6 protein-coding genes are annotated in these 13,218 nt (G+C 70.9%); 1 reads left to right on the plus strand and 5 read right to left on the minus strand.

Annotation, left to right across the window (positions count from 1 at the left end):
- Positions 1-97 precede the first annotated feature (97 nt).
- The 3 genes from KUTG_RS53820 to KUTG_RS65710 all read right to left on the minus strand — a co-directional run bounded on the left by KUTG_RS53820 (position 98) and on the right by KUTG_RS65710 (position 7,257).
- Positions 98-2,452, minus strand: a complete 2,355-nt coding sequence (locus KUTG_RS53820) for an RCC1 domain-containing protein (protein WP_052395341.1) — start codon at positions 2,450-2,452, stop codon at positions 98-100.
- A gap of 126 nt (positions 2,453-2,578) precedes the next feature.
- The gene (locus KUTG_RS53825; RefSeq protein ID WP_157494731.1) at positions 2,579-4,939 is read right to left on the minus strand and encodes an RCC1 domain-containing protein; all 2,361 of its coding nucleotides are present in this window, start codon (positions 4,937-4,939) and stop codon (positions 2,579-2,581) included.
- A 35-nt stretch (positions 4,940-4,974) separates the two neighbouring features.
- Positions 4,975-7,257 (minus strand): RCC1 domain-containing protein, encoded by a 2,283-nt coding sequence (locus KUTG_RS65710; protein ID WP_157494732.1) that lies wholly within the window; start codon positions 7,255-7,257, stop codon positions 4,975-4,977.
- Between the two features lie 399 nt (positions 7,258-7,656).
- Between KUTG_RS65710 and KUTG_RS61615 the strand changes: the two genes are divergently transcribed.
- The gene (locus tag KUTG_RS61615) at positions 7,657-7,944 is read left to right on the plus strand and encodes a hypothetical protein (protein ID WP_198047295.1); all 288 of its coding nucleotides are present in this window, start codon (positions 7,657-7,659) and stop codon (positions 7,942-7,944) included.
- A gap of 149 nt (positions 7,945-8,093) precedes the next feature.
- Here the strand turns inward: KUTG_RS61615 and KUTG_RS53835 are convergent, their stop codons facing one another.
- On the minus strand, positions 8,094-11,450 hold the full coding sequence (locus KUTG_RS53835) for a LamG-like jellyroll fold domain-containing protein (RefSeq protein ID WP_084579736.1): 3,357 nt from the start codon (positions 11,448-11,450) through the stop codon (positions 8,094-8,096).
- Positions 11,451-11,474: 24 nt separating this feature from the next.
- Positions 11,475-13,208: an amylo-alpha-1,6-glucosidase gene (locus tag KUTG_RS24200; protein WP_043719817.1), complete on the minus strand. Its 1,734-nt coding sequence runs from the start codon at positions 13,206-13,208 to the stop codon at positions 11,475-11,477.
- Positions 13,209-13,218: the final 10 nt, after the last annotated feature.

Consider the following 13,218-nt stretch of genomic DNA (forward strand, 5'->3'; position numbering starts at 1 on the left):
ACATCTCCATATCACCCGATCGTGTTACCTGCGGCAACGCGAAAAAGACACCCGGCGCGGCCGTGGCCACGCCGGGTGCCCCGGGGAATTCTCTGAGCTACTGGGGATTCACCACCGCGGCGCCGCCGTTGCCGATGCCCGTCACGCCGCTGAGCCCGGCGATCTGCGCCGGCACGCTGACGTTGCGACCGAGCTCGACTCCGTCGCCGAGCGCGCCGTTGAAACCTGAGCCCCAGACCCATACGGTGCCGTCGGCACGCAGGGCGTACCCGGTCGAGATGCCCGCGGCCAGCGCCGTCACCCCGGTCAGGCCGCTGACCGTCACCGGCTCCGCCGATGCCGGGCAGTCGCCGAACCGGCAGTCGCCACCGTTGCCGAGCTGGCCGTAGCCGCCCGAGCCCCAGGCCCGCACGGTCCCATCCGGCATCAGGGCGTACCCGGTCTCGTTAGGAGTCTCGTTGGCCCGTCCGGCCACGGCCACCGCGCCGGTCAGCGCGACCACCTGACGTGGCGCGCGCGGGGTGAAGTCGGTGTTGACGCCGCCGAACTCCCACACCGTGCCGTCGCGCTTGATCACCAGGCGCGTGCCGATCTTGGCCACGTCACCGAGGCCGACCACCTGCACCGGCGTGGCCGACGCGCAGTTCGGGACCTCCGGCCGGGCCCGGCCGCGTTCGAAGTAGCAGTCGTTGAGATTGGACGCAAGGAGACCGTCGCCCAGCTGACCCCACACGTTGCTGCCCCACGACCACACCGTGCCGTCGCGCTTGAGGGCATAGCCGTTGAAGTCGTCACCGGCGATGGCCGCCACGTCGCCGAGGCCGGAGACCTGGACGGCGGTCGCGGGCACCACCTCCGGGTCCGTCGCCCCATTGCCCAGCTCGTACAGATAGTTGTCGCCCCACGACCACACCGTGCCGTCGCTGCGCAGCGCGTGGCCCGGCACGATCGCCGTGATGTCATGCAGGCCCAACACCTGGGTCGGCATCGTCGAGTAGAAGCCGTTGCCGAGGTACGTGACGTCGACGCCGCCGCCCGGATGCCCGTTGGTCAGCTCGCCGGCCCCGTTGCCGCCCCACTCCCACACCGTGCCGTCGGACTTCAACGCGTAGACGTGGTACTGGTCCTGTGCCGTGGCAACCACGTTGGACACGCCGTAGGCGACGCTCGGCCCGTGCGCCTCGTGCGTGGTGGTGCCGTCGGCCTTCTGCCCGAGAGAGCCCATGCCCCACGTGAAGACGCAGTCGCTCTGGCACGCAGGTGTCGGCGCGGCGAAGTAGCCGGCCAGGTCCACCAGCACGTCCGTGCGGCCGTTGCGGTTGAACACATCGGCCTTCTGGTCGCTGCTCAACGCCGTGATGATCATGTTGGCCGCAGTCTGCCCCGCCGCCAGGTTCAGGTTGCTCGTCGTCCACTCGGACGTGCCGTGCCGCGCGGCCGCCAGGAAGGTGGACTGGGTGACGTTCGAGGCCGTCATGGTGAACACCGCGGCGGCCGCCGAGTTCGGCAGCCAGCCGGAGAAGTCCACCGTGTGCGTCCCGTTCGGACCGAGCGGCTCGCGCGGGTTTCCTTGCGCGTCACGGGTGTCCAGCGTCCGCAGCGGCTGCAGGGGGAAGAACGCCAGTGTGGACTGCGGCCCGTAGTAGCCGGCGAGGTCCGCAATCAGGTCAACGCTGCCGTACGCGTTGGCGAGGGTGACTCGCCCGTCGGCGCCGAGCGGCACCGTCACCAGGTTCGGACTTGTCTGCCCTGGCAGGAGATTCAGGTTCGAGGCGTCCGGTTTCGACTGTCCCGTGGGATAAGCCGTCACGAACGTCGGCGCGGTCGCGTCGGTGCCGGTCAGGTTGAACACCACCGAAGTCGCGCCCTTCGGCACGGAGCCGGTGAAGTCCAGCGTCACGGTGCCGCCCGGGCCGACCGGCGCGGTGTCCCGGGTGTCCACCACGCGGTGCGGATCGGTCGTGGTGAACTTCATGCCGGTGGACGGCGCGTAGTAGCCCTCGACGTCCACGATCGCGTCCACGGCGCTCGGCCCGCTCCAGAGCTCGACCGCCCGGGCGCCGTTGTCGGTGCCGAGCCTGCTGGTCACCAGGTTCGGCCTGGTCTCGCCGGCGGCGAGATCGAGGTTGGAGCTGGTGGTGGCCTGACCGTCACCGGGCGCGCCGACGGCCAGGTAGGTCGGCCCGGTCGAGCCGGTGCCGGTCAGGTTGAACACGACCGCCGTCGCGTCCGCCGGCACCAGATTCGCCGGGAACCGCACGATGGTCGCCGTGCTGGCGCCGAGCTGGTGGCCGGTGGTGCGGCTGTCGAACACCCTGGTCGGCGTCAACGACGTGAATGACGAGCCCGACGCCTGTGGCGCGATGTGCGGCGCGGCCTGCGCCATCGGCGCGACCAGCGTCGATGTGACAAGCGCAGCGGAGATGAACACGCCAAATCTGGCGAACTGCATCGAACCCCCTCGAACGGATCCCCAGACCCGGCGCGGAGTCTGACACACGCCGGAACGGGGCACACCCTGATTCGAGGGGGCAATTTCGATGCCCGGCGCGGTTCCCACCGCGCCGGGCACCTTCCACTACTGGGGATTCGCCACCGCGAGGCCGTTGTAACCGAGCGCCGTCACTCCGCTGAGGCCGGCGATCCGCACCGGCACGGAGCTCTTGGTGAACAGCTGGCCGTCACCGAGTTCGCCGTCCTGGCCGCCGCCCCAGGCCCACACGGTGCCGTCCGACTTCAACGCGTAGCCGGCGGTGACACCCGACGCCAGCGAGGTGACGCCGGTCAGCCCCGCCACCGTCACCGGATCGGTGACCGGGCCGCAGGAGCCGCCCTGGCACAGCGTGCCGTTGCCCAACTGCCCGTCGCCGTTCATGCCCCAGGCCCGGACCGTGCCGTCGGCCAGCAGCGCGTACCCGGTGCCGCTGCCGACGTCCGTGGCCACGCCGCCGACCGCGACCGCGTTGGTGATGCCCGGAACCTGATGCGCGTTCGGCATGGGCTTGTAGCTGGCGTCCTGGCCGCCCCACTGCCAGACCGTGCCGTCGGACTTGACCGCCAGCCGGCTGCCGATCTTGGTCACCCCGGTCAGGCCCACCACCTGGACCGGCGTCGCCGAGGCGCAGTTCGGACCGTTCGGGCTGACGCCCTCGTTCTCCGAACAGCTGCTGAGGTCCGGCGGCGCCGTGCCGTCACCCAACTGCCCCGTGGTGTTCTCGCCCCAGGACCACACGGTGCCGTCCCGCTTGAGGGCGTAGCCGTTGCCGGTCGCGCCGGCGATGGCGATCACGTCGGTCAGCCCGCTCACCTGCACGGCGGTGGGCGTCGCGAAGGTGTCGTCCTGCGAGCCGTTGCCCAGGCCCCACATGTAGTTGGAGCCCCACGCCCACACCGTGCCGTCGTTCTTGAGCGCGTAACCGGCCACGATCTGGGTGATGTTCGACAGACCGAGCACCTGCCCTGGCGTGGTCGAGTAGTAGACCGGCGGGTAGGAGAACTGCGACCGCGGCCCGTCACCAAGTCCACTGGGGCGGCCGTTGCTCAGCCCGCCGCCACCGTTGTTGCCCCAGTCCCAGACCGTGCCGTCGGCGCGCAGGGCGTATCCGTCGTCGTCCGCATCCCAAGGGCCGCCGGTGGCGAACACGACCCCCGACAGGCCGTACGCAGCGGTCGGCGCGTGCATCGTGTTGTCGGTCGTGCCGTCGGCCTTCAGACCGGATCCGTTGGGCCCCCACGTGAAGGCGCAGGCGCTCGCGCACGGCTGGCCGGCCGGGGCGAAGTAGCCGACCAGGTCGGCGATCGCGTCCACCTGGCCGATGTGGTTGTACAGCTCGGCTTTGCCGTCGGCGCTGAGCGCGGTGACGCTCAGGTTGGCTGCCGTCTGCCCGGCCACCAGGTTCAGGTTGCTCGCCGACGGCCGGTCCCCGCCCTGCGGCCATGCCGTCAGGAACGTCGAGTTCGACACGTTGGTGGCCGTCAGGTTGAACACCGCGGCGGTCGCGCCGGTCGGCAGCCAGCCGCCGAAGTCCAGGGCGTGCGTGCCACCGGAACCCAGTGGCTGACGCGGATTCCCGTTGGCGTCCCTGGTGTCCACCGCGCGGATCTGCTGGAGCGGGAAGAAGGACTGGGTGGAGTCCGGCGAGTAGTAGCCCGCCAGGTCCACGATCAGGTCCACGCTGTTGTAGGCGTTGGCCAGGGTGACCTTGCGGTCAGCGCTCAACCGCACCGTCACCAGGTTCGGACTTGTCTGCCCCGCCTGGAGATTGAGGTTGGAGGCGTCCGGTTTCGCCTGTCCCGCCGGAAAAGCCGTGACGAACGTCGGTCCGGTCACGTCCGTGCCGGTCAGGTTGAATACCGCCGTCGTCGCGCCGGCCGGCACCTTGCTCGACAGGTCCAGCGTCACCGTGCCGCCCGGTCCGACCGGCGTCGAATCGCGCGTGTCCAGAACCCGTTGCGGCGCAATGGAAGTGAACTTCACGCCGCTGGAGGGAGCGTAGTACCCGGCGAGGTCCACGATCGCGTCCACCGCGGCCGGGCCGGCCTCCAGCCACACGCCCCGGCCGGCGGTGCCGCCGATCGGGCTCGTCACCAGGTTCGCCCGGGTCTCACCGGCGGCCAGGTTCAGGTTGGACGTGTTGTACGGCGACGGCCCGGCCAGCGAGCCGACCGCCAGGAAGGTCGGCTCGGTCGAGCCCGTGCCGGTCAGGTTGAACACGACCGCCGTCGCGTCCGCCGGCACCAGGTTGGTGGGGAACGCGAGTCCGTACCCGGAACGGGCCAGGATCTGGTGCCCCCCGACCCGGCTGTCGTACACCCGGGTCGGCGACACCGGCGTGAAGGAACTGCCGGACGGCGCCGCCGCCTGTGGCGCGGCCTGCGCCACCGGGGCCGTCAACGCGGTCGCCGCCACCACGGCGGCGACGAGTAAGACGGATCTCATCGAACCCCCTGCAAGTCGTCTCTTCCCTGGCATATTCACGAATTGAGGCCGACGGGCAGGCCGCCGACGCCGAGCGCGGTCACGCCGCTCAGGCCGGGGAACGCCGCCGGCCCGTTGGTCGGGCCGCCGCCCCACCGGATGACAGTGCCGTCGGACTTGAGGGCGTACCCCTTGGTGTCGCTGGCCGCGATGCCAGTGACCCCGGTGACTCCGGGAACCTGCGCGGGAGTGGCGTTGTAGGGGCTCTCCAGGAAGCCTTGGCCCGTCGAGCCTTGCGTGACCTCACCCCAGGCCCACACCGTGCCGTCGGCCTTCACCGCGTAGTCCGAGACGGCGTGGGCCAGAGCGACCACAGTGGACAGACCGGGCACCTGGACGGGGGTGGGATCGATGGCGCCGCTCTCCCTCGTGTTGAGGGAACCCTTTCGGCCCCAGCGCCACACGGTGCCGTCGGACTTCACGGCCACCCTCACGCCGATCTTGGTCACGCCGGTCAGCCCGGCCACCTGCACCGGCACGGCCGAGCCGCAGTTCGGCAGGTCCGGCACCAAACCGGTCTGCCCGAGACAGCCGAGGCTCTGCTCCGGCACCACACCGGTGCCCAGGTCCCCGGCGAAGTTGGCGCCCCAGGCCCACACCGTGCCGTCGGCCTTCACCGCATAGCGGTCGCCGTAGTCCGCCGCGATTCCGATGACGTTGGTCAGTCCGGCGACCCGCACCGGCGTCGCCGCGATCGCGCCTTCGTCGGTGGAACCGTTGCCCAGCTGCCAGTCGCGGTTTTCTCCCCACGTCCACACCGAGCCGTCCGTGCCCAGCGCCATCGTGTTGTCGATCGCCGCCACCTTGGGCAGGCCCGGCACCTGGACCGGGATCGTCGAATAGGGCGCCGCCACCGTGTCCGGGTATGCGGCCCCGTACAGCCCGATGCCGAGCTCGCCGCTGTGGGAAAGGCCCCACGACCACACCGTGCCGTCCGACCGCAACGCGTACCGGTCGGCGCCATTGGTTGCCGTCGCGGTCACGTGGTCGAGGCCGTAGACCGCATGCGGCGGCTCACTGAAGTCGGCATCCCTGTCGGTCGTCCCGTCGCCCTGTTGCCCGAGGCTGTTGTCGCCGTAGGCGAGGACGCAGTCGGCCGTGCACGGCGCGATGGCCGGTGCGAAGTAGCCGGCGAGGTCGACGATCGGGTCCAGCTGGCCGGTGTGGTTGTAGAGGTCGATCGCCCGGTCCGCGCTGACCGACGTGATCACCAGGTTCGCCGCGGTCTGGCCGGCCACGAGGTTCAGGTTGCTGGCCGCCGAGCGGGCCGCGCCGTCCGGCCACGCGGAGACGTAGGTCGGGGCGCTGACGTTGGTGGCGGTCAGGTTGAACACCGCCGCCGTCGCGCCGGGCGGCAGCCAGCCGTCGATGCGGACCCGCCGGGTCTGGTCGTTGCCCAGCGGCGAGCGCGACGCGCCCGTGTCGAAGTAGCGGGTGTCGAGCACCCGGATCGGCGACATCGGGTAGAAGGCCTGTGTCGACTGCGGCGAGTAGTAGCCCGCGAGGTCCGCGATCAGGTCCACCGTGGAGTACGCGTTGGCCAGCGTCACCTTGCGGTCGGGGCTCAGCGCCACCGTCACCAGGTTCGGCGCCGTCTGGCCGGCGACCAGGTTGAGGTTCGACGCGTCCGGCTTCTGTTGTCCCGCCGGATAAGCCGTGACGAAGGTGTCCCCCGTGACGTCCGTTCCGGTCAGGTTGAACACCGCCGCCGTCGCGCCCGCGGGCACCTGACCCGACAGGTCGACCGTCACCGTCCCTTGTGGACCGACCGGCCCGCTGTCCCTGGTGTCCAGCACCCGCTTCGGCGCCACCGGCGTGAACTTCGACGCGCCACCCGCCGAGTAGTACCCAGCCACATCAACGATCGCGTCCAGCGCATTCGGCCCCGAGCTCAGCTCGAACAGCGACTGCCCCGGGATCAACGTCACGGTCACCAGGTTCGCCCTGGTCTCTCCCGCCACCAAGTTCAGGTTGGACGTGTTCCCGTTGTACCGCCCCGCTTGCAGGAACGTCGGCCCCGCCGCATCCGTGCCGGTGAGGTTGACCACCACCGCCACCGCATCCGCCGGCACCAACCCGGTCGGCACGTTGACGCTCAGCCCGTGGTCAGCCTCGATCCGATGCCCCGTCGCCCGCGTGTCCAGCAGCCGCGTAGGCGACACCGGCGTGAACGACAGCCCCGCCGGCCCTTGCCCCGTAGCCCCCTGCGCCGCCGGCACCCCCAGCGCCGCAACCACAACCATCGCGGCGCCCAGCGCCCCGATTCTGGCGAACGACACGAAACCCCCTGAGATGGACCCTCCCCGACCCGGCCCGAAGCATCGCACGCCCCACACCCCCACCACCACCGTTTCCCCACACTCCAAGGAAAAGGGACAAATCCCCCCAAACGGAGACGCAAGCACACCCTGCTTGGCGAGACGGCGAACCCAGGCCACCGAGTGCGACGCCGACCCCGAACCGGGGCCCGATGGCGAACCCGAGTCATGAGCGCGACGGCGAAACCGAGCCGACAGGCGAACCGGTACCCCCCGGATAGGCGCGACGACGAGGCCGAGCCCGGGGGGGCGGAGCCCCCACATCGGGGGTCTGGGGGTCTTCCCCCAGATGCCCGCCCTCATCATGGCGCCCGCGCCCGTCTCCGAAGCCGCGGCCGCCAACAGCCTCAACACCCTTATGTGCCCCATCGGCACCTCGGTGTCCAGCGCCGCGCCGGCGTCATCCTCGCTCAGCTGACCGTCTCGCTCGGCCCTGCCGCCGTGCCGTCGCAGGACGCGTTCTGCCTGCTCCTGGGCCTGGGAAGCGCCACAGCGCTCGGCGCACTGGCGATCGCGGCCTTCGTCCCCGGCGTGCCGGGTTCCACTCGCCGACCGGACAGGGCCGGGCACGCCGCACGACCGGACATCTCGGCGGGCAGCGGACGGTCCGCCGCGAGGACGCGCACGCCATCGAAGAGCGCCTTCTGACAACCGGAGCCGCACCTGAACATCGCCGTCGCCGAACGAGCACCGCAGGCGGGTGGTGTCCAACACCTCGAAGTTCAACCAGCATCGGCAGGAACCGAGGGCTGCCGCCCGAAAGGAGGGTCGGCAGCCCTCGGTTCGTCCGCGCTGGTTCAGTGACCGCCCGACTGGCTGGCCGACCGCAGGGGCGCCAGGGTGATCTGGTCGATGTTCGGCGCCGTGTCCGAGCGGAGCGCGTCGCCGACGTCGCTGCCGGAGCGGATCACGCCCACGGTCTTGCCGTCCCAGTTGTACGGCTGGTTGGCGACGAACCTGATCGTGTTGCTTCCCTTGGTGAGCTGGACCGGGACGGTGTGGGTCCAGAACTGGTTCCAGTCGAAGGTGTTGGCGAAGTTGACGTGGAACGTCGGCCCGCCGTTGACGCTGATGTCGGCCGGGGCGGTCATCAGGTCCGGGTTGTAGTGGTTGGCGAGGATGCCCTGGTTGTTGGCGTAGCGGACGGTCATCTCGTACGTGCCGGTGGCGGGCGCCCGCACGGTCATCGTCAGCGCGTTGGCGCTGCCGCCGCCGACGCCGGTCACCACGCCGCCCCGCGCCTGGCCGAAGGTGGTGTCCACGTGGGCGGTGCCGGTCAGGGTGCCGCTCTCGGCCTGGTAGGCGGCGATGTCGGCGCTGCGGTCGACCGGCGTGACGGTCAGCTTGTCCAGCGTGAAGCACCCGCCTCGGCCCGTGACCACAACCTTGTTGACCCCCGCGGTGAGGTACACCCGGTCGGTGTCGGTGGACCATCGGATCGGGCCGCCGTCGAGGTTTCCGGGCAGTGCCTGGTCATTCACGGCCACCGCGGCCGCCCCCGCGCCACGCGAGCGGAACGCCAGATCGGCGTAGCCGTCGGAGGCGGAGTAGACCCAGAACGTCGCGGTCTGGCCGCGATCGAAGTCGACCGCGCCGGCGCCTGATTGGCCCTGTGCCTGGTAGTCCGGCCGGGCTCCGCGCAGGTCGGCCTGTTCGGCCTCGTACGCGGTCGACTTCTGGGCCGGGGTGGCCAGCCGCAGGTCGATCTTGTTGACGATCGCGTCGCCGTGGGTGGCCGCGCCGTCGGAGCCGGTGGTGGACAGGCTGATCCGGTGGGCGCCAGCGGTCAGGTGGACCGTGGTGTCGGCGTGGTTCCAGATCACCCATCCGTAGGCGTCGGGCAGCCACACCTGTTGCGTCGCGCCGCCGTCCACGCCGAGGAAGACGTCGGTGGGACCGGAAACGCCTGACGCCTGGGCGTTGCTGCCGTCGAAGACGCGCAGCGTGTAGTCACCGGTGGTGGGCACGGTCACCGGGAACGTGATGACAGTGCTCGACCCTGTGCGCAGCCCGCCGACGTCGGTGTCGCCGTAGCTGGCGAACCCGGTGACGCTGTTCGGCGTGCCCTCGGTGTTGATGTTCCAGCCGCTGCCGGTCATGGTCGCCTGGGCCGCCGGGTAGCTCGCGTGCCAGCTGTCGTCGACCGGGGAGGCCGAGCCGGCGCCACCGGGCGACAGGATGATCTGGTAGGCGTTCATCGAGGTCGCGACCTGGGGGTTGGACACGATGGTGGCGTCGCGGCCGTGGCCGGACGAGTCGGTCGCGGTGGCCCCACCGGTCTCGTCGAACCGGTAGTCGGCGACGTCGCCGGCGGCGGCCGTGCCGGCGGCGAGCCCGGCCACCTCGCCCCCGTTCAGCGCCCGGCTGTAGATGGCCAAGTCGTCGACCTGGCCGTTGAGATCGGGATCCGACGAGTACTGCGAGCGGCCGATCCAGTTCTGCGTGGTGGCGCCCAGATCGGCCGGGTGCAGCGTCATGTTCGGGTTCGTGCCGACGGCCTGGCCGTTGACGTACAGCGTGCCGGTGTTGCCCGACACCGTCACCGTGACCAGCGACCAGGCGTTGGTGGGCAGCGTTCCGGAGCCGTCGATCCGCTGCTCGGCCGAGCCGCCGCCGGTCGTGATCGCGAACCGGATCGCGCTGCCGGAGTTCAGCGTGAGGAACATGTTGGCGTTCGTCCCGGCGCCGAAGTCGAACAGCCGGGACCAGTTGCTGTTCTGCGCCGGATTGACCCACGCCGACACGGTGAAGTCGTGCAGGCCGTTCACGACGCCCGCCGGCAGGCTCGCGTATTCGTTGTTGCCACACAGTTTCAACGCGGAGCCCACCTTGCCGGCGACGCGTGGCCCGGTCGCGGCGCAGTCGGCGCCGGCGGACGGTCCCGCGATGTCGACCGGGACGGTGAGCGATCCGTCGGCCGCGACCCGCACGTCGCCGTCGAACATCCGGGCCGGGGTGGCCGCGGCGCCGGTCATGCCGCTCCAGTCGTCCTCCTGGACGGTGGCGTGCACGGTGCGGCCGAACACCGCCGGGTCGACGTGCTTGACCACGACGTCAGCCGGCCCGGCCGGCCCGCCGCCGAGGATGACCCGGGCCTGCCGCTTGGATTTGTCCAGCGTGGCCACGCCCTGGAGGGTGTTGTCGGTGTCGCCGTGGGGCGGGGCCACGGCGACGGTCTGGCCGGTCATCGACGAGTACCAGTGGTACAGCCACCACTGCGCGTTCGGCATGTTGTTCTGCGACACCGAGTCGCCGAGGCTGCCGTTCTGGTTCCAGTACGGCAGGTCGCCGTCGACCTTCGTGTCCTCGATCGCCGACAGCCACGACACCATCCGGCCCGGGCTGGTCAGCTGGTAGCGGGCCGCGTACTCGTTGAGGTTCACCGGACGGTGCGCGATGCCCAGCGCCGTCTCCAGCTGCCGGTAGGCCGCCACGTCCGGACGCACCGACGAGGTGTTCCACAGCTCATGCCACGTCATGACGTCCGGCAGGCAGTCGTTCTGCTTGCAGAAGCCGAGAAACGTCGCGAGCTGGTCGGGGTGGTAGGAGTAGAAGTTGGGGCCGGCGATCCGCGCCTGCGGCCACAGTCCCTTGAGGAACCGGTAGGTCTGGAGCCATTCGGCGTCGAACGCGGCCAACACGGCCGGATCGCTGGTCAGGCCGGAGAACCAGTTGCCGTCGGGCTCGTTGTACGGGATCAGGACGATGCGGTCCCGGTGGGGGTCGGCGAGGATCTGCTGGACCTCGGTCCGCAGGTATCCCTGGTACTCGGCGTAACTCGTGCGCTCGTAAGGGAAGTTGCGGTAGACGTCGGTCATGTAGACGAACAGGTCGCGTCCGCCGCCGGCGAAGAACGGCGTGGCCACCTCCAGCGCGTCGGACCCGGGATGCTGCTGTCCGTCCTGGGCCTTGGTGTCGACGGAGGCCAGTCCCATACCGGCGATCAGGTTGTCGCTGGGGACACCTTGGTCGGCGATGCCGTAGAGCGCCCCGGACGCGCCGCCGTGGAACGCGCCGGTCGGCGTGCCCAGGTCCACCCCCAGGGTCTCGGCGGGGCTCGGTGCGGCGACCGCCGTCACGGGTGGGCTCAGCGCCACCCCGGCGGCTAGGGCGACCGCCAGCGGCAAGGCGGTCCATCTCCCCTGTGGTCTCATGACGTTCTCCTCGTTCGGCAGGGTTCAGGAGCTCGGAGCGTGGTCGGCCACGTGGGTGCGGGCCAGCAGGAGGTACACGCTCGCGGTCCAGGTGTATGCCCGGTCACGCAGGCCCGCACCGGTGAGTGCGTCGAAGTTCTCGGCGAAGCCGGACGCCTCGCACAGCGCCCGGAACCGGTCGGAGATCCGCCGGGCGAGTTCGCCGTGTCCGGCGCGGCGCAGGCCGTCCACGACCAACATGGTGGCCGGCGCCCAGATCGGGCCGCGCCAGTAGCCGTCGGACTGGTAGTGCGACGAGTCGGTCCGTTCACTGGCCAGGCCGTGCGGGGTGAGATGCGTCGCGATCCGGTCGGCCAGCACGGCGGCGATCGGCTCGGGCAGGTGCTGGCCGAGCGCGATCGGCATCAGGTCGAGCAGGCTGTCGGTCGCCCACTTCTGTCCGGTGTGGACACCGCGGGCGTAGAACCGGTCGCCGCTCCACAGTTCGTCGACCAGCGCCTCGCACGTGCTCGTGGCCAGGCCGGCCCAGCGGGCGGCCTCCTCGGGCCGGCCGAGGTCGGCGGCGAGGTCCGCGAGCTCGCGCAGTTGCAGCACGAGGAACCCGGCCAGGTCGGCGGTGACGATCACCCGCTCGGGGTCGAACGTGGTGGCGTTGTCCCAGCCGCTGTCGTTGCCGTGCTGGTAGTGCGGCAGCGGGTCGCCGGGCGCGCGCCGGCAGGTGAGCCAGAAGTCCGTCCAGCGGGCCAGCCGGTCGTAGGCCACGGTCAGCTCGTCACGCCCGAGCCGGTCGGCCAGCAGCCGCCGCAGCTGGCCCAGCGCCCAGCCGTGGATGGGCGGCTTGACGAAGTTGTACAGCACCTCGGAATGCGTGACCGAGTCGGGCAGCACGCCGGTCGCGTCCTGGTGATCGAAGATCACCGAGAACTGGTCCCAGGCCAGCTCCGGCGCGCCCGGGGCGAGGGCCAGCGCGTTGAAGCAGTGGTCCCAGCTCCACACCTTGTCCATCCAGTGCTTGGACATCAGCACGCCGGGGCGGGCGAGGAATCCCTCCGGCGCCACGGTGGCCGACCACAACGTGTAGCAGGCCAACTCGGCGGCGGGGGTGTCGTCACGCCGCCACGGCGCGATCGCGTCGACGAAGCCGGCGAAGGCGTCCGCGCTGGCCCGCACCACCTGCTCGAAGTCGTGCGCCGGGCGGTAGGGCACGCCGACCCCGCGCAGTTCCTCGATCGCGATCTCCCACGGGCTCGCGCCGTCGCCGGTGATGGTCAGCCCCCGCCGGGCCTCGCCCAGCGCCTGCGCCCCGAACACCTCCGACACCTGGCCGGCCAGCACGGTGATCCGGTAGCGACGCCCGGTTTCGTAGGCGGTGAAGGTGTAGCCGCCGTCGACCGCGTCCGGATAGAAGTAGTCGCCGGTGAACGGGGTCAGCGCCGAGGCGCCCGCTTCCACCCGCATGCCCAGGCCGGCGCCGCGCAGCCGGACCGCGTCCGGGGTGTCGTAGGCGATGTCGACGCGGCCGCCGTCGTGCTCCCAGCTCAGCACGGCCGGCGTCGCCCGGACCGTGGTGTCGACCCGCTCCCTCATCGCCGGATCGACCGGCACGAGCCGCAGCACGCCGTGCATCCCGTTGCGGTGCGACACCAGGTGCAGGTCGTCGGCCCGGGTCCGCTGGCCGAGCACCGGCGAGATGCCGAACCAGGAGCCATGGTGGGAGAACGGGATGTCGTGGACGGAGAACTCGGGGACGGTGGTCATCGACCGGCAC

Source organism: Kutzneria sp. 744, assembly GCF_000568255.1.
Taxonomy (GTDB): domain Bacteria; phylum Actinomycetota; class Actinomycetes; order Mycobacteriales; family Pseudonocardiaceae; genus Kutzneria.

What these genes read in the sequence shown, in the direction of transcription:
- KUTG_RS53835 (WP_084579736.1), bottom strand. Translation starts at nt 11,450, where the DNA reads ATGAGACCACAGGGGAGATGGACCGCCTTGCCGCTGGCGGTCGCCCTA.
- KUTG_RS53820 (WP_052395341.1), bottom strand. Translation starts at nt 2,452, where the DNA reads ATGCAGTTCGCCAGATTTGGCGTGTTCATCTCCGCTGCGCTTGTCACA.
- KUTG_RS24200 (WP_043719817.1), bottom strand. Translation starts at nt 13,208, where the DNA reads ATGACCACCGTCCCCGAGTTCTCCGTCCACGACATCCCGTTCTCCCAC.
- KUTG_RS53825 (WP_157494731.1), bottom strand. Translation starts at nt 4,939, where the DNA reads ATGAGATCCGTCTTACTCGTCGCCGCCGTGGTGGCGGCGACCGCGTTG.